Origin of the sequence: Lysinibacillus sp. NPDC093692 (genome assembly GCF_050280125.1) — a bacterium.
Classification (GTDB): domain Bacteria; phylum Bacillota; class Bacilli; order Bacillales_A; family Planococcaceae; genus Lysinibacillus.
In genome coordinates this window covers 104705-129130 of sequence record NZ_JBNNUW010000010.1, presented here as the reverse complement: position 1 = coordinate 129130, position 24426 = coordinate 104705, and the positions used below count along the sequence as shown (strand labels likewise).

General features: G+C 34.5%; 25 protein-coding genes and 1 pseudogene. 13 read left to right on the top strand and 13 right to left on the bottom strand.

Annotated features, from left to right (window positions below; translation table 11 throughout):
• Positions 1 to 156: 156 nt before the first annotated feature.
• Complete coding sequence (locus ACQKN4_RS13070) at positions 157 to 648, bottom strand: hypothetical protein (RefSeq protein WP_427483869.1); 492 nt, start codon at positions 646 to 648, stop codon at positions 157 to 159.
• 247 nt (positions 649 to 895) lie between these two features.
• Between ACQKN4_RS13070 and ACQKN4_RS13065 the strand changes: the two genes are divergently transcribed.
• From ACQKN4_RS13065 to ACQKN4_RS13030, 8 genes and pseudogenes are all read left to right on the top strand, one after another.
• A complete protein-coding gene (locus tag ACQKN4_RS13065) occupies positions 896 to 1045 on the top strand; it encodes a hypothetical protein (protein ID WP_170939052.1) in 150 nt (49 codons plus the stop codon).
• Positions 1046 to 1274: 229 nt separating this feature from the next.
• The gene (locus ACQKN4_RS13060; protein ID WP_427483868.1) at positions 1275 to 1868 is read left to right on the top strand and encodes a hypothetical protein; all 594 of its coding nucleotides are present in this window, start codon (positions 1275 to 1277) and stop codon (positions 1866 to 1868) included.
• Between the two features lie 30 nt (positions 1869 to 1898).
• Positions 1899 to 2141 (top strand): annotated as a pseudogene (locus ACQKN4_RS13055) (hypothetical protein).
• Between the two features lie 118 nt (positions 2142 to 2259).
• Positions 2260 to 2580: a hypothetical protein gene (locus ACQKN4_RS13050; protein WP_079563398.1), complete on the top strand. Its 321-nt coding sequence runs from the start codon at positions 2260 to 2262 to the stop codon at positions 2578 to 2580.
• Positions 2581 to 2583: 3 nt separating this feature from the next.
• Positions 2584 to 2982, top strand: a complete 399-nt coding sequence (locus ACQKN4_RS13045; RefSeq protein ID WP_079563399.1) for a MerR family transcriptional regulator — start codon at positions 2584 to 2586, stop codon at positions 2980 to 2982.
• A gap of 230 nt (positions 2983 to 3212) precedes the next feature.
• Entirely contained in the window at positions 3213 to 3407 is a 195-nt protein-coding gene (locus tag ACQKN4_RS13040) for a nucleotidyltransferase domain-containing protein (protein WP_427483867.1), read from the top strand.
• 68 nt (positions 3408 to 3475) lie between these two features.
• Complete coding sequence (locus ACQKN4_RS13035; protein ID WP_427483866.1) at positions 3476 to 3976, top strand: hypothetical protein; 501 nt, start codon at positions 3476 to 3478, stop codon at positions 3974 to 3976.
• A 465-nt stretch (positions 3977 to 4441) separates the two neighbouring features.
• Positions 4442 to 5923, top strand: a complete 1482-nt coding sequence (locus ACQKN4_RS13030) for a malate:quinone oxidoreductase (RefSeq protein WP_079563401.1) — start codon at positions 4442 to 4444, stop codon at positions 5921 to 5923.
• Positions 5924 to 6627: 704 nt separating this feature from the next.
• Here the strand turns inward: ACQKN4_RS13030 and ACQKN4_RS13025 are convergent.
• The 7 genes from ACQKN4_RS13025 to ACQKN4_RS12995 form a co-directional block, all read right to left on the bottom strand.
• Positions 6628 to 7284 (bottom strand): hypothetical protein, encoded by a 657-nt coding sequence (locus ACQKN4_RS13025; protein ID WP_079562448.1) that lies wholly within the window; start codon positions 7282 to 7284, stop codon positions 6628 to 6630.
• A gap of 161 nt (positions 7285 to 7445) precedes the next feature.
• On the bottom strand, positions 7446 to 7859 hold the full coding sequence (locus tag ACQKN4_RS13020) for a MarR family transcriptional regulator (RefSeq protein WP_427483865.1): 414 nt from the start codon (positions 7857 to 7859) through the stop codon (positions 7446 to 7448).
• 293 nt (positions 7860 to 8152) lie between these two features.
• Complete coding sequence (locus tag ACQKN4_RS13015; protein ID WP_427483864.1) at positions 8153 to 9184, bottom strand: alpha/beta fold hydrolase; 1032 nt, start codon at positions 9182 to 9184, stop codon at positions 8153 to 8155.
• Between the two features lie 39 nt (positions 9185 to 9223).
• Positions 9224 to 9883, bottom strand: coding sequence for a hypothetical protein (locus tag ACQKN4_RS13010; protein ID WP_427483863.1), 660 nt, complete (start codon positions 9881 to 9883; stop codon positions 9224 to 9226).
• Between the two features lie 3 nt (positions 9884 to 9886).
• Positions 9887 to 10294, bottom strand: coding sequence for a permease prefix domain 1-containing protein (locus ACQKN4_RS13005; protein WP_079562444.1), 408 nt, complete (start codon positions 10292 to 10294; stop codon positions 9887 to 9889).
• Entirely contained in the window at positions 10291 to 10620 is a 330-nt protein-coding gene (locus tag ACQKN4_RS13000; protein WP_053482886.1) for a PadR family transcriptional regulator, read from the bottom strand. The genes ACQKN4_RS13005 and ACQKN4_RS13000 overlap by 4 nt, the downstream gene beginning before the upstream one ends.
• A 387-nt stretch (positions 10621 to 11007) precedes the next feature.
• The gene (locus ACQKN4_RS12995; RefSeq protein WP_427483862.1) at positions 11008 to 12198 is read right to left on the bottom strand and encodes a M14 family metallopeptidase; all 1191 of its coding nucleotides are present in this window, start codon (positions 12196 to 12198) and stop codon (positions 11008 to 11010) included.
• A gap of 592 nt (positions 12199 to 12790) precedes the next feature.
• On the opposite strand from ACQKN4_RS12995, the gene ACQKN4_RS12990 reads away from it, so the two are divergent.
• Together ACQKN4_RS12990 and ACQKN4_RS12985 are read left to right on the top strand one after the other, a co-directional pair.
• Positions 12791 to 15532: an ATP-binding protein gene (locus ACQKN4_RS12990; RefSeq protein WP_427483861.1), complete on the top strand. Its 2742-nt coding sequence runs from the start codon at positions 12791 to 12793 to the stop codon at positions 15530 to 15532.
• A gap of 4 nt (positions 15533 to 15536) precedes the next feature.
• Complete coding sequence (locus ACQKN4_RS12985; RefSeq protein ID WP_079562440.1) at positions 15537 to 16376, top strand: CheR family methyltransferase; 840 nt, start codon at positions 15537 to 15539, stop codon at positions 16374 to 16376.
• Positions 16377 to 16446: 70 nt separating this feature from the next.
• On the opposite strand, the gene ACQKN4_RS12980 is transcribed toward ACQKN4_RS12985, so the two are convergent.
• Positions 16447 to 17583, bottom strand: a complete 1137-nt coding sequence (locus ACQKN4_RS12980; protein ID WP_427483860.1) for a SpoIIE family protein phosphatase — start codon at positions 17581 to 17583, stop codon at positions 16447 to 16449.
• Positions 17584 to 17746: 163 nt separating this feature from the next.
• Complete coding sequence (locus tag ACQKN4_RS12975) at positions 17747 to 18757, bottom strand: HAAS signaling domain-containing protein (protein WP_427483859.1); 1011 nt, start codon at positions 18755 to 18757, stop codon at positions 17747 to 17749.
• A gap of 357 nt (positions 18758 to 19114) precedes the next feature.
• On the opposite strand from ACQKN4_RS12975, the gene ACQKN4_RS12970 reads away from it, so the two are divergent.
• Entirely contained in the window at positions 19115 to 19255 is a 141-nt protein-coding gene (locus ACQKN4_RS12970; protein WP_427483858.1) for a hypothetical protein, read from the top strand.
• A gap of 95 nt (positions 19256 to 19350) precedes the next feature.
• On the opposite strand, the gene psiE is transcribed toward ACQKN4_RS12970, so the two are convergent.
• Positions 19351 to 19806 carry a phosphate-starvation-inducible protein PsiE gene (gene psiE, locus ACQKN4_RS12965; RefSeq protein WP_079562438.1) on the bottom strand — a complete coding sequence of 152 codons (456 nt, stop codon included), beginning with the start codon at positions 19804 to 19806 and terminating at the stop codon, positions 19351 to 19353.
• A 237-nt stretch (positions 19807 to 20043) separates the two neighbouring features.
• Between psiE and ACQKN4_RS12960 the strand changes: the two genes are divergently transcribed.
• Positions 20044 to 20265, top strand: a complete 222-nt coding sequence (locus tag ACQKN4_RS12960) for a phosphate-starvation-inducible protein PsiE (protein WP_068985751.1) — start codon at positions 20044 to 20046, stop codon at positions 20263 to 20265.
• Positions 20266 to 20502: 237 nt separating this feature from the next.
• On the opposite strand, the gene guaC is transcribed toward ACQKN4_RS12960, so the two are convergent.
• Entirely contained in the window at positions 20503 to 21486 is a 984-nt protein-coding gene (guaC, locus tag ACQKN4_RS12955) for a GMP reductase (RefSeq protein ID WP_079562437.1), read from the bottom strand.
• Positions 21487 to 21863: 377 nt separating this feature from the next.
• Here guaC and ACQKN4_RS12950 point away from each other — a divergent pair, with 377 nt between their 5' ends.
• Positions 21864 to 22283: a VOC family protein gene (locus tag ACQKN4_RS12950; protein WP_079562436.1), complete on the top strand. Its 420-nt coding sequence runs from the start codon at positions 21864 to 21866 to the stop codon at positions 22281 to 22283.
• 61 nt (positions 22284 to 22344) lie between these two features.
• On the opposite strand, the gene ACQKN4_RS12945 is transcribed toward ACQKN4_RS12950, so the two are convergent.
• A complete protein-coding gene (locus ACQKN4_RS12945; protein ID WP_427483857.1) occupies positions 22345 to 24294 on the bottom strand; it encodes a methyl-accepting chemotaxis protein in 1950 nt (649 codons plus the stop codon).
• Between the last annotated feature and the right edge of the window lie 132 nt (positions 24295 to 24426).

Sequence of the window (24426 nt, the reverse complement as noted above, 5' to 3'; positions counted from 1 at the left end):
GGGTGACTGAGCACCTTTTCCTGGGAAATAATCTTTGTATATTTTTAATATTCAGTTTAATTTTGTGTAATTACTAAAGTTGGAATGATATTTACGTATGTCATGAATGTTAGATTAGGTAGGGACGCACATCAACTATATGTTCATAATCTTAAATTAACACCAAACGATTATTTTATACGGTGTGGTTTGTGCAGGGATACTTCTTGTAGTAGGGCCATAAATCACAATTAAGTTCCGATTGGCTATGCTTTTTGAAAAAGGTTGCCCATTTTTGAGTAAGATAAGTGTATAAGCAGAAACATTTAGTTGTAATTGACCATCACTACTAACTAATTGGTTATTAAAAAAGTCGACTTTGACATTTTGATTGTTATTTTCCTTTACAACAACAAGTGCTCGATATTGAGGCGGATATATTAAAGGGACAGGCGCATTCCCATCATAATATCCAGTAACCCGATCGCCGGGATTCACAATTTCTTGATTCACAAAGTAAGTGGAAGGTGAGACGACAAAATTGACGATGCCCTGAGTACTATCTTCTACCGTCATCAGTTTATAACAGCCTTCCTTTTCACCATTTTGCCCAATAGGGAAATCATCAATCTGAGTAACGACACCACGAAATGATTTAAAGTTTACCATTGCAATTCCTTTCTTTATAAAATTTTAAGCAATTATTGGTGAGACAAAAGCTTTCGTTATTGTTTACCCGAAGGAGCTAAATTGAATTCATGACTAAAAGAAAATCAACAACATTATTTTTAATTTATGTAACATACCCAATTTGGGTGACAGAGAATGCTTGTAAGGACAGGTTTATATAATACATGAATCAATATATACTTAATTGGCAAACTATAAACACTATTTTTAAGAGGAGGGGAGCCTATTGAAGTGGATTTCTAAAAACAAGAAACTCCTTTTAATATTCATCATTATTATTATGTTTATTGCTGGTATACTCGATATCAAATATGAAGGATTATTCTTTCAACTATTACCTGAATCTGTTCAAAACTATTTAGCTACTATTTTCTAAGTAGAATTGTATTTTTTAGGATATAGAGACTGGCTAAAAAACTCGTCTATTCATATTTGGAATTGGATTTTTTTCCAATTCCTTTATTTAATGTCTTTTAGCGGGTATTTGGACACCCGTTGAAAGAAATTAAAGTACAAAGCCGATTCCGGACGCAATCATGCCGAGGCATAATTGATTCTCAAGCAAAATTTGCGAACAGAAGAATTAAAGGAGTTGAAGTAAGAGCGTGAATAGTAAAGAGGATATTCAAAAACAGTTTTATAAAATATATAAAGGACAGAATAGTATCTCAGAATTTGAAGAGTGGCTTTACAAAACACAAGAAATTGAAAGTGTTTATAACAATGATTTTTACTTCAAGTTACTTGATTTGGATTATAGAAAAAAGCATATTAAAGTTGAATTAGTGAAGATAATAGAAATGGAAATTCCACATGGGAAGTTTGAACAGACACGAATTATTTCTCTTTTGAAAAACATCATATTTGATAAGGATGATCCAATAGAGATATTGGAGCAATTATATGATGATTATTGCAACGGGTATTCATTTCTTCGTTTTTTAGGACTTACGTATATAACAGGGATTGATGCACTACCTAAATTAAAGCAAAGGGATAAATGGGATGAAAATGAATTTAATAGTAAGAGAGAAATATTAAACAATCTCAAACCAAAACTAATAAAAGAAGCAGAGCGTTTGTTGTCATTCTTTCAAGAAGAGTTACTAATAATTGCTGAAGAAAATGTTTATCTTGATTATCGAAAAGAAGAAGAAAAGATAGAACTTCATAATGTTGAAAGGATGTTTAAAGAATAAGTCATTAAAGGGTTAAGTGGTGGTGAGGCAATGAATGCAGTTGTAAAAGCAATTTTATCCCCAAGTGAAGAATATAAGGTTGAAATTATTAAAAGAAATGACGGTCTATATACATTAGAGATCTTCAGATGGTTTGAAGGCGATATCGTCTACTCATATGAGTATTGAAGTTCTATCACACAAGGTTTTTCACTAATGGATACAGAAGAAAGTGCAATGAAAATTGGTGTCGAACAATTAAAAGTACATTCTGGTGAAATATTTGACCTTTAACATAATTAGCGACAGCGATATATTTTTGCTTGTACTAACAGTAATAGTTCAGAAGATGTTGACATGGAGCTAACTCCATCTTTTATAGTGAAAGTATTAAAAGAATGGGGTGATGTGAATGGCTATTATTACTTATGTATTGATAGGGTTATACGCATTATTGACAGGGATTGCAGGCTTGCAGCAATGGAGAGAGAACGGATATCAAATACGAACATTTTTGTTTATTGTCTTATTTATCTGTATTCTTGTAACGATATTTTTACCGAACAAAGCTCTAGTACTGATGTTGCTAATCCTTGAATTTGTTTTGATACATGTATTAGCAGTTGCGGAAGGGCTAGTAACAAATAAACAGCTTAGATATAGTCACCATGTCGTTCGCTTCATATTCCATTGTATACTGCTATTAATGGTTTATAAATTTATTTATGAGTAGGTGATGATCATAAAAATCGGTGAATTTGCTACATGTACTAGTCTTAGTAAAGACACTATCCGTTATTATGAAAAAATGGGTCTATTACGTCCAGAAATAAATAACAAACATCGTGAGTATAACGAGGATCATATCGAGATCATTAGTACAATTCTAAAACTAAAGAAATGTGGTTTTTCACTTCAAGAAATTAAAATACTTTTTGAATGGTCGCAAAATACGGATGAAAATGATGAATTGACAGAATCAGAAATTCAAAGCCTTCAACAGATGAAATTATTATTTCAAAATAAGTATAAACAGATGATTCAAAGAGAAAAAGAGATTAAACAAATAAAGCAAGTCTTACAACGTGCTGATAATAAAATGGAGCAGCTATTGGAAAAAAATAAAGATAGATAGGTGTTCTAATAAAAAATCACGGTATCATTTTAAAATCCTGATAACTCCCTTCATGCGAAAAATGCTGAACTAACAATAGGCAAAAGTGGCACATCCATCATTAACACAGCAAATATGGCTGTGTTTTTTCATATACAGAATTCATCCCTGTAGAAAGGATTTATAAAATAAATTTTGAATATATACGATATGCTAAAGCACAAACTTTTTAAGAAGGTGATGATAACTTTATGGAAGAATGGAGAATAGCGCTAGAAGAATTTTTAAAGGACTGGAAAAATAGAAATGACGTAGTAGGGGCACTTGTATGTGGGAGCTATGTTACGGGCAATCCTACAAATCGTTCTGATATTGATGTACATATTATTTTATCTGATGATGTTGATTGGAGAGAGGGAATAAACTTATTAATGGTTTTCTTATAGAGTATTTCGCCAATCCACCAAAACAGATTCGCAAATACTTTCAACAAGATTTTCAAAACCATAGAACAATGTCTATAGTTCAATTGATGACAGGAAAGATTCTATTCGATAACACAGGGATACTTCATGAATTAAAAATCGAAGCTGAACATTGGCTAAACAATGAATATGATGAACTTAATAAAACAATAGTAGAAATGAAAAAATATTCACTATGGGATTCATTAGATAATTTAAAGGATTGTTTTGAACAAAAAAGAGTGGATTTCCACTTTGTATATTTTAATTCATTAGCTAATGTATTTTCTGAGTACTGTCAGTTTTTGAGATTAGAAAGCATTCCATACTATCAAGTGCATTCTTATCTTATAGATCCAGCCTATAATAAAAAATATTTAAAAAATGTTTTCCCTGATTCCATATTTAAGGAAATGTTTTTAAAAGCTTTAATAGAAACGGATATACAAAGGATGATGGAAGTATATGAAGAGTTAGTAAACCATGTAATGAATCAGATGGGTGATTTTGATATTGATGGTTGGAAAATAAAAAGTCCTCTAATAGAATGAGCTTTACTTTCTTGGTTAGACTAAAAAGAAATAATTTTAATAAAACACTAGAAAATAGTGAGAAAATTCTATATATTTTTTATGTATAGTGGAGCTGGTGCAAAAACAAGACTGGTTCCATATTTTTATGTTATTATATAAATATAATAATAAATAAAACCTCATTATTTTATGAAAACGCTAACCAAATTTAGGACGATTATTCCATAACGCTTAAATAAAGGTGGTGATTCTTAGTGGGGGAATAGTGGGTTTTTCTCTTGATTTATTAAGGAGAAGGCTCGAAAAATGCACATAACTCTCATATAGATAGTTGATATTTTAATCTTTATGTAATTATGATACACTGCAATAAGGTAATAATTGATACAGAAAAGATGTACTCCTACGTTACTCCAGAGCTTACTGTGACAGCAGGAGAGCTTACATCCTTTCTGCAAATCTTAATATATAAGGAAGGTAAAAATGAGTAACAGACAAATTAAATCAGATGTTATCTTAATTGGTGCCGGAATCATGAGTGCGACTTTGGGGACAATGCTTAAAGAATTAGCACCAGATTGGAAAATTACAGTGTTTGAGTCGCTTGATAAAGCTGGTGAAGAAAGTTCTCACGAATTAAATAATGCGGGAACTGGGCATGCGGCACTTTGTGAGCTTAACTACACTTCAGAGAAAAAAGACGGATCAATCGATATTAGCAAAGCGATTAACGTTAATGAACAGTTCCATGTTTCAAGACAATTTTGGTCTTATCTTGTGAACAATAAACTAATCAGTAATCCACAAGACTTTATTATGCCTTTACCTCATATGAGTTTAGTACAAGGGAAAGACAATGTAGAGTTTCTGAAAAAACGTCATGAAACGATGGCGAAAAATCCTTTATTCCAAGGTATGGAATTTTCTGATGACCCAGAACAACTAAAGGAATGGATTCCTCTTATTATGCAAGATCGTCCAGCAGATGAAGCTATCGCTGCGACAAAAATTGACACTGGTACAGACGTTAACTTTGGTGCATTAACACGTATGTTATTCGACCATTTAAAAAACAAAGACGTTGACATCAACTACAATCACACTGTAGAAAGCATGAAACGTACTAGCGATGGTTCATGGGAAGTACGAGTGCACGACAAAAAAGGCTGTAAAATGGAATACCATACAGCAAAATTTGTCTTCCTTGGAGCTGGTGGAGGAAGCCTAGAATTACTACAAAAATCAGGTATTCCTGAAGGGAAACATATTGGTGGATTCCCAATCAGTGGATTATTCCTAGCATGTAAAAACCAAGAAGTTGCTGAGCAACATCACGCAAAAGTATACGGAAAAGCTAAAGTTGGTGCTCCACCAATGTCTGTTCCGCATCTTGATACACGCTATATTGATAACAAAAAATCTTTATTATTTGGACCGTTCGCAGGTTTCTCACCTAAGTTCTTAAAAACAGGTTCAAATATGGATTTATTTGCTTCTGTAAAACCGCATAATCTTACAACGTTATTAGCGGCAGGAGTTAAAGAGATGGGATTAACAAAATATTTAATCCAACAACTTATGTTATCTAAAGAACAACGTATGGAAGAGCTACGTGATTTCATTCCAAATGCTAAGAGCGATGATTGGGATATTATTGTAGCTGGTCAACGTGTACAAGTTATTAAAGATACTGAAGCTGGTGGTAAAGGTACGCTTCAATTTGGTACGGAAGTTGTAAGTGCTTCTGATGGCTCAATTGCTGCATTACTTGGAGCTTCTCCAGGTGCATCTACTGCTGTACACGTTATGCTTGAGGTAATCAATAAATGTTTCCCTCAACATGTTAACGAGTGGGAGTCAAAAATTAAAGATATGATCCCATCATACGGCAAGTCATTAGCAGAAAATCCAGAGCTTCTTAAAGAAATTAACGAAGCAACAGACGAAGCGCTTCGTTTAAAATAAAATTAGATGTAGAAACAAAGAATGTAAACGATTTGTTTCTAAATAATAAAATAGAACCTTCATTCTAATTTTGGGTGGAGGTTCTATTTTTTATTGCACAAATCCTTAAGGAAGAGTATTTTGCCAAAAAATAAGCTTCTATTAGAACGTGGAGTGATTTCCGTTCCTCTATCGCTGATCCCCAAGGAGTTGCCCAGTCGTAACGAAGATCACCTTATATTTCATAGCGTATGATTTAACAATTCTCATATCCACTTTTAGTAATAAGTTGTATCGGGAATTTTTTATCCATATTATCTAATATATTAAAATAGGCGTTAATTAATGACAAAAGCGCAATGAAAAAAATATTTATTGATTATATAAAACAAAATAAATGATTAGAAGCACACCTTTTACTAGCAAACAAAAGGTGTGCTTCTAATTTTAAAATTTAAGCTTGGCATAACAAAATTGGATAGAGCGTTTGATATACATTGAACAAAAGAATAGCAACAAAGAAAACAAGAGTGCTAAAGGAATGCTGAAAGCGATCGGAAGCTCAACACCTTTCCAAATGCTCATTTGTATTTGTTCCAAGCCGAATGTTCGCAAAATGCCGGCTACTATTGATAGTAATGCACTGAAGATCAGCCCTGTATAGAGGACAGATAGTACGAGAAGGGCTAATGAGCAAAAAAAGCCTTGAATAATTTTTATGAATGTCATTCCTCTTTCCTCTGTATAATTTGTTGCACCTTGGCGTTTTTAGCAATCGAATAGCTTTTTGTATAGTAAAGTGTTTGTATATGACAATTATCGCCTACTGCTACAATATCTCCGTCAACAATTTCTGCATCTGTATAGGAAAGGTGTATTTGTTCACCTTTAATACATTTACAATTCAGCTTTTTCTTTAGAAAAGATATAGATAACGTATCTTTTTCTACATGTATCACATCTGCAATAAGCTCTCCAATCTCATTTCCACCAGACATTCTTAATTGAAAATGTTTAGCCTCTATCTCATTTGCTTTAACAAAACCGACTGCATGAAACTGTTCAACTTGTAAGTTTTGTTCAATGGTCAACTTCCCCGAACTATTCAATGTTGTTACTCGCCCATTGCGCATATTTAAGCTCCCGGCACTTTTAACCTCATTAACTTCACAAAAATCTTTTATAGAGCAAGACCCTGTACTATTTAAAATCTGCGCTTCAACGCGGGAATGAAAAGAGCTATGGCCATGAGTAGAGATTTTTTTTACGCGTATTTCTTGATGTAAAGTAACAAATCCACGGATATTTAATTGCTCACAGTCTGCTGCTAAGTCATTAATAGAGCCGTTAGTAAGGGTTACTGTACGTAGTTTTTGAATCACGGATAACCACCTCATTTTAATTTAATTAATATATATTTTAATTATTAAAATATATATTAATTAAATTATATGCTGCTTTGTTTTGTCAAGAACAAAATAATTGTCACGAGCTTTTTATAGGTTTCTAGGCAATAAAAAAAGGATTTCAATTTCATGAAATCCTAAAAAATTTTATTCATTAACTGATTAACCTCACGCAATATTTTTGCCATGTCTATCAGTTTTTCCTGTGGAAACTTTAAAAATAAATCTTGAACCTTTAATTCACCGCTATTAGTTAATACCATTTTTACAACACGACGATCTTCTTGCTCTCTAATCCGTTTTACAAATTCTAATTTCTCAAGTTTATCGCACATGGATGTAACGGCTCCTGGCGTCACGCTAAAGAACTCAGCAATTTCTGTTGCCTTCATACCGTCATTAATCTTTAGCTGAAGTAGGAGGATTAATTGGTTTTGCGACAATGAGTCTCCCTCAGATAAGAGATTTACAAACATTTTTGATTTATTCTGTATTTCAAGCATCTCTCTCATAATCGTTTCCACATTGTGCAATTGCTCATTTTTTGACATAATATCACAGCCCGTTAAATATTTAATAACTAAATTATATAGTAAATAAATAATGTGAGCTACAGCAAACGTTGCTATTGACTATATCGATAACTTCGATTGCTGTTATCCCCAAGGAGTCGCCCAGCCTCCACTCCAATCAACTTAAATCCAGGCATATGAAAAATGGATTAATCAAAACACGCTCTTATTAAATAAATAGGGCAGATTAATTTCTTGAAAAACCCATATTGTTAGAATACACCCGCTAAGAATTGGACTGGATCAAGATTATGAAATTAATACAATTGCATTTACTTTATAAAAGTATCGCACATCCATTCATAAAATTTTTCCTTCTCTTCAAATTGTGGATAATGTGCTGATTGTTCATAGGCAATAAATTCTTTTTTATCGGCTTCAATAATATCAAAGTAGTTTTTTGCTGCATTAGATGAAGTTTGATAATCATACTTACCCATAACAAAATAGCATGGTAATTCGAGCTTGTTTACTTTAGTAGGTAACGGATTTTTTATTGTTTCCTCTAATAAAGTCTTTTGAGAGTAGGATAGCCCATAGTTGTAACGAATCACATCTAATAAGTTATACTCACGACTGAATAACATACTTATGATATTCCCATCAGGGTTATCAATAAGTCTTGAAGATCCACCATATTTTCCAACATACGTACGTGGGGTAAATATATCGCCATTTTTAATTTTTCCAGTTAACTCTTGTAAATCTTGAACATCCTCTGTATGGCCAGCTTTTTCTGCTTGCTTAATAACGTAATTCAAACTGTCAATCTCGCTTTCTACTGTATCACTCATCTGTCCAATTCCAACATATGCTGTAAATTTTTCAGGAGCTTTAGAGGCAGCTTGCGTTGCAATATACGTACCATAAGAATGGCCAATTAAGATTACTTTTTCTTTGCCAAGACGATCTGATATATAATCCGTCAAGGCCAATAAGTCATCTACGAGTAAGTCTGCTGAAAGATTAGAATAATCCTCAAAAAAATGATATGATTTTCCGCTTGCTCTTTGGTCGTAATTCACGACCGTAAAATTGTTTTCCAATAAGTTTTGATACTTACTGGCATACGGTATTTCTGAACATCCAGGCCCTCCATGGACAAAAATAATAACAGGATTATCCTGATCTTTGCCACGTATCATAACTTCATGATTACTTCCATTTATCTCTACTTGCTTTAATGCACTTACACTGTTAGTACCTTTAATATGGGCAGTCCATGTAGGGGATAAAAGCGCTATTATGAGTAAGATGATAGTAATTATTCCAGTAAATTTTATAAATTTCATTATCTTTTTCATCTAATTCCCCTCTGTGAATGTGAATTATAATCGAAATTTTCAAATTCTTTTAGGAAGAGTTGTTGAATTGTACATTTTTCTTTTATAAACGTAGAAGTACATACTAAGGGGCCACCAAAGGGCGACAAATATTGGATAAAACGCCCATATTACGTTTGGAGAAGAGACAACGTTTACTGTAATAAAAAAGATGCTGATCAGCATTGTAGCGGTAACAGAGAATGCTACAAACGTTTTTGTTTGTGCGTGGTATAAAGCTAATGGCCACCAAATGACTAAAAATGCAGGATAAATCGCCCAAGGGTATGGATGGGATAAAATAATATTTAATAAAAAATAATAAATGATGGTACTTGCACAGCCGATCAGCGCAATTTTTAATGTTTTTGCTTTTTCTTCTAAATACATAAGAATTGGCCACCAGATGATTGGATAAACCGCATAAATGAACCATATATAATCGGGGGAGTATAAATAATTTTCAATGATAAGAAAAGCAATAATCATAGCACTGCAAACTAGAGAATATTGTTTATACATTCTTTTAGACATAAAAAATAAAGTAATGGGCCATAGCAGAACAAGTAAACACGGGTAAATGAACCAAATCGTCTGAGGTGATGTCGTATAATTGACGATACCTAAAAAAATCATTGTCATTAAACTACCAACAATCGAAAAGCTAATAAAGTTCTTCATGTTTTATTCACTCCATTTCTTACGTGACCAAACAAAGTACATAGATAAGGGCCACCATAAAATTGCGAAGATCGGATAGATTGCCCATATTGTATGTGGCGTATAGTAGAGATTAATAAATATAAAAAATACAATAATTAAGCCGCTACCCCATATAGAGAATTCTAAATTTAATTTAGCCATGTTTTTCTTTTCGGGCTCTTTCACACCTAATTCCTTTTTTAAATCTTCAATATCTCCAAACTCTACGATTGCTTTGTTAATGGCATCCTCTTGTTCTTTCCCTTGATCCATCAAATAATATACTTTTTCTTCAAGATTTTGAATGATTTCTTGTTTAACCATCTCGGTTTCTTTATTACGAGGAATGTCTTTAAAAAGCTCATCAATATGGTTTTTTATTTTTTTCATTCTAAGCCCTCCATAAATAAGTCGATAATTTCTTTTACTTCCGACCACTCTTTTACTAGCTCATTTAAATAAGCTTTACCTAATGGGGTAATACGGTAATACTTTCTTTTGCCTCCGTGTGAAACATCACCATAATAGGCTTCAATAATTTCCTTTTTCTCAAGGCGTTGAAAAACTGCGTATAACGTTGCTTCTTTAATTTGAAAACGATTATTTGTGCGGATACTTATTTCCTGAGAAATTTCATAGCCATAACGATCTTTCTCTAATATTAGCCTTAAAATAATGGAATCCAAGTGTCCGCGGATGATGTCACTTCGAACCATAAGTCACCTACTTATTTTTTTATTGCTCTATCTGTCAGAGTAATATTAGCAAACATTACTCTGCCTGTCAAAGTAATTTTTCCAAATAGGTCCATATTTCTGCTAAGAAGGATCATCATCAAAACGTGTGGTTGATTTCCGTTCCGGTTGGGCGCTTTGTTGTTGCTGTTGCTACGCTTTCGCACAGACAAAACATTTGCTGCCGCTTTGCTGTCGCTAACAAAAGTCACCCACGACTTTTGGTGATGAACTATCAAGAAGCAATCAATCAGAGGTTAAAAAATCCCCATTCACTTTAGAAGTAAAAGGGGATTGGGGATATTTATTTAGAATTGAATTAGGATGAAAAATCCTTAAGGGGAACTATTCTTAGATTATCGATTTCTATTACATATACAAAGCTGCAAGGAATATACCTAATGTTTCTTCATAGATGTCGTCGAATTGGCTAAGTGGAAGTGGATTTGTACCACTACCTAATTCAACAGTGAATCCAGGTCTACGCCAATCCTGGATAAACCAATCTTTATAGCCTGCATAGCTGCCTGCTGAATTGATAGGCTCGTAGCCACTAACCCGGCTAAACTCATTAACAAGGGTTTCTGACTCTGGTGGTTCGAGGTTTTCAAACCCCCAATAAATGACTCTACCTTGTGTATGAAACGCAAGAACTCTGGCGAAATCACGCTTCCTTGTTAAGTCAGCCATAGCGATTGCCTCAGGCTCGGACAAAGGTTTTTGGCCTCCAAAATCTCTTGGACCAGGTGTTTTCGGATTTCGTGCTCTTTCAAGCCCCCATTTTGCAGGAAACTGGTCGTTCAAATCGACACCATGTAAATTTGCCTTCCAACCAGAGAAATCGGTGTTACCGTTATTCCAAGTAATAAGCTGGTTTTTTAATGCTTCGTCATTAGGTGGTCCTTGTAATACTAAATCAACACCATCGGGATTGACCATCGGAACGATAGAAAGGAGTGTTTGCTGGTAAAGTGGGAGAAGGGATAAACCGCGAATTGTATTTTGATTAGTGAGAGAGAGTAGGTAGTCGTTTATAAAAGTTAAAATAATTGGAGTTGTAATCCATTCATTTGCATGAAAGGAGCCGTTATAATGGACACGCTTAGCTCCGTTCCCAATTAGAAGCTCTGGAATTTCATGCTGTAAAACAGAATGTCCAATTGTAGAGCTTTGTAGAAACGGATAAGTATCGAGTAGTTTTTTAATATCGTTCATCATGGTCGTGTAAGTATAATTTTGGTTACCATTGATGAGCCTCCATGTGATTCGTTGGGGAATGCGAATTGTCTGCCCAATGTGTAATTGATTTGGATTGAGACCAGGATTGACGAGCAAAATGGCCACTAATGGGAGATTTCTGCTTTGGGCTATTTGCCAAAAAGTATCTCCTTGCTTTATTTGATAATTGATTGTAACAAACCCCGGAATTCGAACACGCTGTCCAACCCTTAAAAATTGAGGTTTAATAGTTCGATTTGAATCTATAATTAGTTGAAGAGGTATTTTAAACACTTCACTAAAATGCCAAAGAGAATCCCCAGGTCTTACGAAAATGTCCACAATTGTTCTCTCCTTACTATCAATTATGTCTCGGCAAAATTGGCCAATATATAATATATATGAAAAGAATATGGGGCTTATTAACTTTTAATGAATCATCACCAAAACGTGTTGTTGATTTCCGTTGCGACTGGGCGCTTTGTAGCTGCCGCTTCGCTTTCGCTACAGAAAACATTTGTTGTTGCTGTCGCTACGCTTTCGCACAGAGCAAAGCTTCCTGGGGGCGTCCGATGAGCCGCTTCACTCGCGTTGCTCGCTGCAGGGTCTCGGGGCAACAGATGTCTTTTGCGCGAAAGCGTGAGTGCAACGTAGCGGCAGCAGCAGGATGTTGGTCACGAAGGCGTTATCACAGGATGTGATGCTTTTAGCCTTCGTTCCTCTATATCGCTAATCCCCGAGGAGTCGCCCAGTCGTAACGAAGATCAACTTATTTACATAGTAGACGTTTATCCACAACTTTTGGATATGAACTTTATTAAATATTCCTCACAAAGAGATTATTCTCTTAACGTAAGAGGAAGAAACTTTGTTACTTTTTGATGTACAATGATATTAGTTATAGGGTTTATGACAGATAAAGGTAGGAAAGCAAATGTTAAATAAATTAAAGATAAGTATACGAACGAAAATTACGTTAGGCTATATTGTTATCATACTTTGTTTACTTGCATCAGTGGTCATCTTAAATAATCAAATTACTTCTCTACAAAAAGAAAGAAATTATATTATCAAGAATGACTCAAATATACAAGCTCTAACTAATCGAATTGAAAAATACATTTTAGATATGGAATCGAGCCAAAAAGGCTTTATGATTACAGGCGAATTAAGTTATTTAGAACCTTATAATAGAGCTGGTGAAAGTTGGGAATTAACTTTTGGCGAACTTTATCAACTTTTAGAAAATAAACCAGCACAACAACAGAGGTTAAATGAGATAAATGCAACGATACAGCATTGGATTACAACAGTAGGAGAGCCTTCCATTAAATTAAAAAAAGAAAAGAATAAAGAAGCTTTATGGGAACTCTATAAAGTAGATATAGGTAGTAAAGACATAGAAACAGTACGAGATCAGTTTGAATCACTCCGTTCAGAGGTAATTGCAACGATGCAAGCCAAAGTAAACGAGTTGGACAAAAAAAATAGTATTGTAACACTTACACTGCTTGGCATACTTATATTTATTTCAGTTGTTGCGATTATCATTGCAAGTAGTATTTCTCGTTCAATCGTAAAAACGTTAACAGAGGTTACACGAACGATCCAAGAAATCACTGCTTCCAAGAGCAATCAAAAAGGAAGAATACATGTTAAAACAAATGATGAAATCAATGCTCTTGCAGCTGCTACAAATGAGTTGTTGGATGCGCTTGAGAGAAGAGAATGGCTACAGTTGAATATCGCAGAAATTGTCACAAAATATCAAGGGATTTCTGCCATAACCAAATTAACTGAAACCTTCCTTTCAGAAATAGCGCAAAAAACGCAATCTTCCCTTGGAGCATTGTATGTTCGTGAAACTACTGATCATCAAATACAGTTTGTAAAAAAGGCGGCTTTTGCGGATGTAACGGATAACGTTGGAATGGAGAGCTTTAAACTGGGACAAGGCTTAATTGGACAATGTGCTCTAGAAAAAAAGGTTTTAATTTATAATGATATTCCAGAAGATTTCCGTTTAATCGGCACTGGTTTAGGGAAAATACAGCCAAAAGGTATTTTTATCGTTCCTATTATATTTGAAAATGACGTAATCGCTATTGTTGAGTTAGCTACATTAACTAGCTTTAATGAGCTACAGCAGGAATTAGTGAAGCAAGTTATTGAAACCTTTGGATTAACGATCAATAGTGTCCTAGGGCGTATGGAAATTGTCCGTTTATTGAATGAATCAAGAGCTTTGACAGAGGAATTACAGGTACAATCTGAAGAGCTTCAGAAACAATCAGAAGAATTGCAGCTGCAAACAGAGGAGCTGACAATGATTAATGAACAATTGGAAGAAAGAACAAAAGAGGCAGAGTTAAAGTCGAAACAATTAGAACAAGCTAAGAAAGAATTAGAGGAAAGTGCAGAACAGCTGTTACTAAATTCAAATTATAAATCTGAGTTTTTAGCCAATATGTCACATGAATTACGAACGCCACTGAATAGCATTTTAATTTTATCGGAAATGTTGGCTGAAAATAGCCAAAATACATTATCAGAAGAGGAAGCCGAATTTGCAAAGGTTATCCATTCTTCAGGTGGAGATCTGCTGGCATTAATTAATGATATTTTAGATTTATCAAAAGTTGAGGCAGGTAAGCTAGATATTAATTTTGATGAAATGAATATGAGTGAGGTTCCTGTACAAATTGAACAAACCTTTGCACCTGTTGCAATGAAAAAAAATCTACAATTCTATATTTCGAAAGACGAAAATGTAGTCGATATTTTCTATACTGATGAACAAAGATTCCAGCAAATATTGAAAAATTTATTATCAAATGCCTTTAAATTTACAAAGCAAGGCTCAGTTCATCTGGACATTAAACAGCTTAGAGAAGAACAGTTAACAAATAATATGCAGGATGTTAGTGCTGACTGGTTAGAAATCAGAGTTTCCGATACAGGTATAGGGATTCCGAAGGACAAGCATCAGCTTATTTTTGAATCATTCCAACAGGCTGATGGTGCTACGATACGTAAATACGGTGGAACAGGTCTTGGCTTATCCATTTGTAAAGAACTTGCGAGATTACTTGGCGGCTGGATTTCATTACAAAGTAATGAAGGGCAAGGTAGTACATTCACACTAACCATCCCAAGCTTGCCAAATGGCATTGAGGAGCAAGAATATCTTGAACTTGCTATTCATGAGGTAGGGGCTACCAAGGAATTAGAAGAGCTAATGGAAGAACAGCTATTGGAAGCTCACGATTTCTCTCAACAAGAGGTAGAAGTTTTTCAAGGGAAAAATATTTTAATTGTAGACGATGATTACCGTAATATTTATGCATTAAAAAATGCACTCGAAAAGCGAGGTATGAATATCTTAGTTGCTAAAGATGGGATCGAGTGTTTAGATATTATGCAAGTTAATGATGAAATTGACCTTATTTTGATGGATATTATGATGCCGAATTTGGATGGCTATGAAACGATGTCGATTATACGTAAACAAATGAAGATTATGGATTTACCGATTATTGCTTTAACAGCGAAGGCTATGAAAAATGATCGAGATAAAACATTAGAGGCGGGTGCTTCAGATTATATAAGTAAGCCGTTAAATTTAGATCAATTAGTATCTGTTTTAAGAGTATGGCTAGTTTCTAAAGGGAGTTAATAAAATGGAACGATTTCCTTTGCTGCAAAAAATGCATACAGAATTAGAAATTGATTTATTACTAGAGGCTATATATCGTTTGTCGGGCTTTGATTTCCGACAATACAATCGTTCTTCTATATCACGAAGGATTTATAGTAGGATGAGGATGAGTAATATCCCAACGATTTCTCGTGTACTTGAAAAAGTAATACATGAAGGTGGGTTTTTAGAGCAATTATTGAATGATTTTTCGATAAATGTTACTGAGATGTTCCGTAACCCTAGTTTTTTTAAGGCTTTTCGCGAAGAGGTTGTACCTTTTTTAAGAGATTACCCTGAAATTCGGATATGGCATGCAGGATGTTCTACAGGTGAGGAAGTATACTCCATGGCTATTTTGCTACAGGAAGAAGGGTTAATGGATAAAGCGGTTATTTATGCTACGGATATGAATGAACAAGTATTGGAAAAGGCAAAAAAAGGAGTATTCCCGATTAATAAAATGCAGGCATATACGAAAAATTATATACTTGCTGGAGGCACCCATGCTTTTTCTGAATACTATAAAACAGATTATCAATATGCTTATTTCCATCCGGCACTGTTAAAAAACATTATATTTGCACAGCATAATTTAGTAACAGATCAATCGTTTAATGAATTTCATGTCATTATGTGCCGAAATGTTTTGATTTATTTTTCACCTGAGTTACAAAATCAGGTTCATCATTTGTTTTCCGAAAGTCTAAGTGAAAATGGATTTTTATGCTTAGGGGATAAAGAGACACTACGATTTGAAGATATTATTTCAAAATATAAAGAAATCGTAGGAAATGAAAAAATATATCAGAAGATAAAGTAATATAAAAAATAGGCTGTTGTCCAAGTTTCTCCATAGTAGAGACTTAGGCAACAGCCACTTTTTATGTAGTTTAATGTACTTGTATCATTAATACACACATATCATCTGGTTGATTCCCTTGTTTCTCCTTAGGCAGTATATGGTCGATCAGACGTCGAGAATGATCCCATTTCGTAGATATTAGCGTTTGTAAATGCTTCTCGGATTCCATTTCACATGGTCCCATTGCCTCCAACACTCCGTCCGTATATAAAATAATTTGCACATCCTCATTGTATTGGATGAATTGCTTTTGCACGTCAATCTCATCAAAAAAGCCGACTGCGCAGCTTCCTCGATTTAAATGTACGAGCGTTTTATCATCAACTAGAGCATAGCCTGAAGGATGACCGGCATTTACATATTCAATGGTTTTTTGTTCAGTATCAATCACTAAATAAATAGCTGTGAAATAAAAAAGATTGTCCTCTTTTCCATTTCGTAAAATTGTCATATAACGGTTTAACTCTTTTATAACTAATTCGGGATCTTCTAATTGTTTCACAGCTTCTCTTAGGACAGAGGAGATAAACATACAAACAAGTGCTGCAGAGATACCATGTCCCATCATATCAAGCAAAATGCAGGCGTATCGGTGATCATTTATTTTATGCCAATAATACATATCACCTGCTAAATTAGAAGAAGGACGATAAGAGACCTCTATTTGAATATTCTTCTCGTTTAAAGGGGCGCTCAAAAGGCTTCTTTGTACATGTGTAGCTAAATCTAATTCGTATTGTATTTTTTTTTCTTGCTGAGTATGCCAATCTAATTCTGCTTTCAATCGTAAAGCAACCCGAATTCTAGCAAGTAGCTCGGTTTTATTTATTGGCTTTGTAATATAATCTACTCCACCGATATCAAGTGCTTCCGCAAGCGCGTTTTTATCTTCTAGAGCGGTGACAAAGATAATTTGAATATCCTTTAATCGTTCATTTTGCTTAATGCGTTTGCAAGCTTCGATACCATCTACTTCAGGCATCATAATATCTAATAAAATTAAATCCACTGAATTTCCTGTTGGATTTGGTGCATCTAACTGTAAATAATCAAAAAGCTCATAGGCAGATGTTAGAGAAACACAGTTATCATAACCTGCATTTTTTAATATTTTTTCAATTACAAATAGATTGACTTGATTGTCATCTACAAGAAGAATGGTCATAATTATTTCCCCTTATTCTGTCTGAATTAGTGCGAATTATTTAATAACTCTCAACTTTATTATACAAAACATTAGAGAATAACGGTATTTTGATCGATTGGGTGAGCTTTTAAATAAGTGTAGGGCCAACAAGAAAGAGTCAGCCCCAAAACGTATTTTCATTTCAAATTTTAGCCTTTTTAAAGCCACTATAAATATCAAATGCATTTGCGACGATGGTGATAGCTATGCTGACGAACAATATTCGATCTATAGCTACCAAAATCTTAGCTGAGGTCGTTTCCGTAATCGCAGCGATATAAGGTACAGCGGGACTGTGTATGAAATCAGGGTGAATAGCCATGAGGATAAAAACAATGATTCCTGTACATTGAAGAAGAGCATTAACTACGGCAATTAACATTGTCCATTGGCCTTCCTTCAATTTCCATAATGTTAAAGCTGCACTTAATACGATACAACTTAAAATAATCGGTGCAAAGGAGAGTAAGACTTCCTGATTGAATATAGGCATAATAAATTTAAAGCCACCTTTATTGTGAGAAGTATAGATTCCTATAAGGTGATGAGCATTGAAATAGACAAAGGAGAAGATAGCAATACCTAAGAAACTAAAAATATTATCATTAAGCGAAATTGTTTTTTCTTTAGGAATTATTTTAACTTTAGTTAAATCATCAGGTGTCCAATCTGGATGGTCCTTTATAAGGGGTATTCGAATGTTACTTTCTCCAGATCGTTCTATGACAATGAAAGTAACTGTAATCCAGAAGAGTACGTAAATGATTACTGAGATAATATGAGCGATAGTTAAAGAAATAGTTTGAATAATAGCAGACAGAAGAGCGCCACCTTCTTCATTATAAAGCACAATACTGTCTATCATCTGTACAATAACTGTAATAATTATTGCCCAAGGAATAACTAATTTTATTGTCCTAATATAAGTATCAAACACTTTTGGACCGATTAATAATCGAGGTGTGTTTTGATAGCTGGATGCAACTTCTACAGGACTTCCTAGCTTCTTAAGCACTTCCTTAATATCTGATTCTGAATAATCTTCAGGTAACATATTTTCAATAGTAGATCTTAACTCTAGACTGGTTTCATCGCGCTTTTCTTTGCGGATTCTTCTAGTTACTTCATGAATATATACATCAATCAGATTCATTCTTTCCGTCTCCCTCCAATAATTCATGCTGTCCTAAATTCATAGCTGTACATTCCTTTTCGAGCTGAGCTATATGTGCTCAACCCATCCTATTTCTGAGTTATTTATAAGCACTTCCTAATGCTCTAATCGACGAAGTAACGAGTATAGTGTAATCAGTTCATAGTTACTTCTGAATGGCTTGAATAGGGGGCTAGCCGTTAAACGATTTATGTAGTTGATCTAAAAAAGCACTAATAGTCCACCTCGGGTTTTTTGGGTGGTAATATATGTTATTATTAAAAACTAAAATTAATGTGAAAAAAAATGTTGAAAAGAGCGTGTTTAAAATAAATTCAGTGTAGGGTGGGGATGTATATGAGAATCGTTGGAAAATTATTAAAGGGAGAAGGCTGTATACATCGGGAAGGTTTACTGAACAAAAGAGACCTTTTATACACAATCAAAACAATGAGCATTATTTTCAGTATTATAGGTTATGCAACTCCATCATTTTGAAATGAACCTTAATTCCAATGAGGGAAAAGAAAAGGTCGCCAACGAATACAAAGCTCATTGTCTAAGCTTCAAGGGTTTTGATTACTGTAATAAAGCTATTGTTCTTTTTTCATAAAGAGTGACGAGCGTACAGGTCGTTCCAGTGGTGTAATATTAATAATAAAATAGCTAATAATTAATATTAAAATAATAAGTGAATAAATTAATGTATTAATGGGATGGTCATGCTCTACGATAATTAATCGAATCATGGCTGTAATCCCTATATATATAAAGTACCTTAGTGGAAAATGATAACTCTCTTTAAAATATTTAATAATCATCGTGATAAATTCAAAATACAAAAAGAAAATAAGAATGTTAGCGAGAAAAAGCTTATAGTCTCCGCCATCATTGTTGAATAATAAAATTTTAAGGAATTGAATGAGTTCTTTGCAAAGTAGGAAAGATAAAATGAGCGCTAAAAGTACAAGGCAAACATTTAGAAACAATTGTAAAGATTTCGGTACAGCCTTTATTAATTGTAAGTAAGTCGAGTTCTTTTGGTTCACAGAATTCCTCCAATCTTGTAAATCGTCCTAAGTGAAAATGAAAGATTAAATAGAGAACACATAATCATATGGTTGAGCGTCATCATTTTATGATTTGAATATAACAAATTATCGTAAATGTATAGGTGTTTATTTGTAAAGTTTTGGTATATGTTAATGAAAGAAAGTTTTCAAAATAAATTAGCTGTATGCTAAAATAGATGTGCATGAATATAAAATTTAAAAGGGGTTTTTAAAATGGCTAAAGCAGCAAAAACAGGAAAAATCACACCAGAGCGTTTAGAGGAAGCATTAAACGTACGTGATCGTCTTATTATCGAGTTACTAGTACAAGTACTTGATGAAAAGCTTGTAATTGAACGTCCAGTATTACGTGAGCGTGTAGCAAACCTTGTAGACCTTTCTGATCATGATGAAGAATTAAAAGAAACGATCCACGCTGTTATTAACAAACTATAATTTTAAGGAAAATGCTACACGTAATCGGTAGCATTTTTTCTTTTGTTGAAAAGGTTCGTTTTCAATAAAAGAATCGGTCAGTCAAGAGTCGAGAATGCTCAAGTAGCCTGAAAAACTAATCGAGTAACAGGCTAACCAAGAACCACAATTGCTCATTATTTGACCATAGGAGAAACGGAATCCAACAAAAAACCCAAACAAGAATGGAATAAATTCTTGTTTGGGTTCTTCTAGTTTTTAGTATACTTTATCTCCATTAAAAATAGAGTTTTTCACAATTACGTAATCTACATTTCGAATGGCATCTAGTTTATTGCCACCTGCATAAGAAATAGACGATTGAAGATCTTGCTGCATTTCAATTAAAGTATCTTTGATGCTGCCTTTATGTTCAACAAACATCTTTTTACCTTCAACATTTTTACGTTCGCCTTTTTGGAATTCTGAAGCAGATCCGAAGTATTCCTTCACAGTTTTACCGTCGATTTCGATTGTTTCACCAGGTGACTCCTCGTGACCTGCAAATAATGAGCCAACCATCACCATTGAAGCACCAAAGCGGACCGATTTTGCAATATCACCATGTGTACGAATACCACCATCAGCGATAATTGGCTTTGTAGCAGCTTTTGCACACCAGCGTAGTGCAGCTAGCTGCCAACCACCTGTACCAAAACCAGTTTTGATTTTAGTAATACATACTTTACCAGGTCCAATACCCACTTTTGTTGCATCTGCACCAGCATTTTCAAGTTCACGAACTGCCTCAGGTGTGCCCACATTACCAGCAATCACAAAGCTAGTTGGTAGATGTTTTTTAATATGCTGAATCATACGAATAACAGCATTTGAATGACCATGTGCAATATCGATTGTCATAAAATCAGGCACTACATTAGCAGCTGCTAATTCTTCAATAAATGTGTATTCTTCATCTTTTACACCAACACTAATTGATGCGATTAAGCCACGAGCTTGCATACCTTTGATGAAATCAATACGAGTTTCTGGATTAAAACGGTGCATGATATAAAAGTAACCGTTTTCAGCAAGCTTCACAGCAAGGCTTTCGTCGATAATTGTTTGCATGTTTGCTGGTACAACAGGAAGCTTGAATGTATGACCGCCTAAAGTAACAGAAGTATCACATTCTGAGCGACTTTCTACAATACATTTTGCGGGAATTAGCTGAATATCCTCATAGTCAAATACGTTATCCATTATAAACACTCCTAAAATACGAATATTTTTTAAGTTTTGATTTAAATCGTTCGTCATTTGGTAATTTACATTATTTTCGAGTAAATGTCAAAGCTTTTATCTAAATTAATAAAAAATTAGCAGGAAAGAACAGGAATTAAGCGAAATATATAGTTACATCTCTTTTTGTTAGAGTGAGGAGGCGGTGTAAATTTATTTTATTCAAAGGTTAAAAGTAGTTAGAGGAAATCCTGAGCTTTTGTAGGGAAGTAAGCTGTTAGTATCGTTTGTCAAAAGAAGGAAAGTAATTTTTTGACTGCTTCGTCTAAGATTTGAACTATTAGTTATTAACCGTGTAAAATAAAATTGTTTCGAAAATGACAAAGGGAGTGTTGGAAATGGCAGTAGAGGTTTACTTAAATTTTAATGGGAATTGTCGAGAGGCTGTAACTTTTTATGAGACAGTTTTTAATACAAACAAGCCTGAAATTATGACGTTTGGAGATTCACCACAGAATCCAAGTTATCCATTACCAGAGGAGGCAAAAGATCTTGTCATGCATACGCGACTTTCGATTTTTGGTAGCACTGTAATGTTCTCAGATACATTTCCAGGACACCCATTCACGATTGGAAACAATGTAACATTAGCCGTTGTCTCAGGCGATGAGGCCCAGATGAGAAAAGCTTTTGATGGCCTTAAAGAAGGTGGCAAAGTTACGATGGAGCTACAAGAAACGTTTTGGAGTAAATGTTATGGCTCCCTTACTGATAAATTTGGTGTTGAATGGCAATTTAGTCATGAGGATAATAGATAAAATTACTTTTAAAAAGCACAATGTTTTTGGAAAATTCACCATTAACATCGTGCTTTTCTTTTTAGTATTTAAAACGATTCACATAACTTTGTAATTCATCAGCCATATCGAGAAGTGCTTTTGAGGCTACAGCCATTTCCTGTATCGAAGACAATGTTTGTTCAGTAGAAGCGGCAACTTCCTCTGACGCTGCAGCATTTATTTTAGCATGATCTGTTAGCTCTATAGCTGTTGCAGAAACTTCTTCAACTACTGCTGACATCTCCTGAGCAGATGCAGATATATCCTCCATTTTCGGAGCAATTTCGTGGAGACGCTTAATGATACTTGCAAACTTTTTACTTGTATCTTCTGTTAGCTGTAAACCATCCTGGACATCGGCTGAAGTCTTCATCATTGTTTGAACAGACTTAGCCGTATCTTGCTGAATGCCAGTAATTAGTGCAGAAATCTGCTCTGCCGATTGATGAGATTGCTCTGCTAACTTCCGCACTTCATCGGCGACTACTGCAAAGCCTTTCCCGTGTTCTCCAGCTCGCGCTGCTTCAATAGCAGCATTAAGGGCAAGCAGATTTGTTTGCTCTGAAATAGCGCTAATAATTTCTAAAATAGAACCAATTTCTTTTGTTCGATCATAGAGAGATTTAATCATCGTATCCGATTGTGTCACAGATTCATGAATCGAGACCATTTGATTAACAGTTTGTTCTACTGCTTGTCCGCCTTCATCGGCCAATTGTATAGCACGGCTCGATAAATCGGAAACCTGCATTGAGCTATCAGCGATCTCGACGACTCCTTTTGCGATTTCCTCAATAGAAACAGCATTTTGGTCAATGCTAGTTGTTTGTTTCTCTGTACTGACAGCAACCTGCTGCATAGCTTCAGTAACTTGCTCAGAAGCAGCGATATTTTGTTCGGCATTCGCAGATAGGCCATGCGCCGAAGTTTGAACATGTTGAGAGCTTTGATCAACGTTACGAATAAGTTTTTTTAAGTTAACCTTCATGGCGATAAAAGCTTCTCCAAGCTGTCCAATCTCATCTTTCGAATGATTGTCAATAAACTCTGTTAAATCGCCCTCGCTAATTTTTATAGCGCTTTGTTTAAGTCGATTGATCGGATTAACGACTGATTTGATCATGAATAGCATAAAAATAATGCCAACAGTAATAGAAATGGCGATAATTATTAAATTGATATTAAATGTTGAAGCAGCAGCGTTTGCAGCCTCAGCTGTAAACATGGTACCAACGACTTTCCAGCCTGTTAGCTTATTTGTAACAAATTGAAGTTGTCGATCTTTTTCTATAACAGTACCACTATCTTGTTCATAGATTTTAGTAATATAGCTTTCTGTTGCTTCAGCACCACTTTCTTTATTTGGTTGGGCAATATAAATTTTATTACTATCTAAAAGTGAAGCAAAGCCAGTTTTTCCAATGCGTATATCATTCGTGATGGTACTTAATCTAGATATATTTACATCTAGCCCTATTACCCCTGAGCCGTCTGGTAAAGCCTGAGTAATCGTAAGAACGATATCACCTGTAGTCTGTGTAACGTATGGAGCAGTAATAGATACTTGGCCCTTGCTATCTACAGCTTGCTTATACCAAGATCTTTTACGAGGGTCAAACCCACTAGGGTATTTTTGAGCAGGTTCATCCAGTAGTCTGCCATCAGAGGTTCCGATATAAATTAGCTCCACCTCGGGATGCATGTTCATGTATTCGTGGAAAAGAGATTTAAGTTCTGTAGTTTTACCTTCTTGTAAATAAGATTGATGGAGCTTGTTTGAAAAATATTGAACGTCTTTCACTTTTGGCTCAATCGTGTTAGTAATATTCGTATTAAGCATGCGCACACTTTCGGTTGCACTTGCTTGCTGTTCTTTTGAAATTTGCCTTCCGGCACTTTGGTAAGACACAATTCCAATTAACAGTGTTGGAATGAGAAGCATTGCTAAAAACGAAAAAATGAGCTTTTTCCTTAAACTTAGTTGTTTCACTTGAATTATCCTCACTATGATCTAGTATTTTGTACTTTTTTATCACCGAATATTGAGTAAGTAATAATGCCTTAGTGGATGGTGATAAAGTCTATACATTTACTTTCTATGTAAACAATAGACAGCTAGGCT

Bases quoted from the DNA above. Each gene is read 5' to 3' on its own strand.
- ACQKN4_RS12980 (WP_427483860.1), bottom strand. From the start codon at position 17,583: ATGACCATTCTTCTTGTAGATGACAATCAAGTCAATCTATTTGTAATT.
- ACQKN4_RS12975 (WP_427483859.1), bottom strand. From the start codon at position 18,757: ATGAATCTGATTGATGTATATATTCATGAAGTAACTAGAAGAATCCGC.
- guaC (WP_079562437.1), bottom strand. From the start codon at position 21,486: ATGGATAACGTATTTGACTATGAGGATATTCAGCTAATTCCCGCAAAA.
- ACQKN4_RS13040 (WP_427483867.1), top strand. From the start codon at position 3,213: ATGGAAGAATGGAGAATAGCGCTAGAAGAATTTTTAAAGGACTGGAAA.
- ACQKN4_RS13020 (WP_427483865.1), bottom strand. From the start codon at position 7,859: ATGTCAAAAAATGAGCAATTGCACAATGTGGAAACGATTATGAGAGAG.
- ACQKN4_RS13045 (WP_079563399.1), top strand. From the start codon at position 2,584: ATGATCATAAAAATCGGTGAATTTGCTACATGTACTAGTCTTAGTAAA.
- ACQKN4_RS13070 (WP_427483869.1), bottom strand. From the start codon at position 648: ATGGTAAACTTTAAATCATTTCGTGGTGTCGTTACTCAGATTGATGAT.
- ACQKN4_RS13050 (WP_079563398.1), top strand. From the start codon at position 2,260: ATGGCTATTATTACTTATGTATTGATAGGGTTATACGCATTATTGACA.
- ACQKN4_RS12970 (WP_427483858.1), top strand. From the start codon at position 19,115: ATGAGAATCGTTGGAAAATTATTAAAGGGAGAAGGCTGTATACATCGG.
- ACQKN4_RS13035 (WP_427483866.1), top strand. From the start codon at position 3,476: ATGTCTATAGTTCAATTGATGACAGGAAAGATTCTATTCGATAACACA.
- ACQKN4_RS12960 (WP_068985751.1), top strand. From the start codon at position 20,044: ATGGCTAAAGCAGCAAAAACAGGAAAAATCACACCAGAGCGTTTAGAG.
- ACQKN4_RS13005 (WP_079562444.1), bottom strand. From the start codon at position 10,294: ATGAAAAAAATAAAAAACCATATTGATGAGCTTTTTAAAGACATTCCT.
- ACQKN4_RS12985 (WP_079562440.1), top strand. From the start codon at position 15,537: ATGGAACGATTTCCTTTGCTGCAAAAAATGCATACAGAATTAGAAATT.
- ACQKN4_RS13030 (WP_079563401.1), top strand. From the start codon at position 4,442: ATGAGTAACAGACAAATTAAATCAGATGTTATCTTAATTGGTGCCGGA.
- ACQKN4_RS13015 (WP_427483864.1), bottom strand. From the start codon at position 9,184: ATGAAAAAGATAATGAAATTTATAAAATTTACTGGAATAATTACTATC.
- ACQKN4_RS12990 (WP_427483861.1), top strand. From the start codon at position 12,791: ATGTTAAATAAATTAAAGATAAGTATACGAACGAAAATTACGTTAGGC.
- ACQKN4_RS13010 (WP_427483863.1), bottom strand. From the start codon at position 9,883: ATGAAGAACTTTATTAGCTTTTCGATTGTTGGTAGTTTAATGACAATG.
- ACQKN4_RS13000 (WP_053482886.1), bottom strand. From the start codon at position 10,620: ATGGTTCGAAGTGACATCATCCGCGGACACTTGGATTCCATTATTTTA.
- ACQKN4_RS12950 (WP_079562436.1), top strand. From the start codon at position 21,864: ATGGCAGTAGAGGTTTACTTAAATTTTAATGGGAATTGTCGAGAGGCT.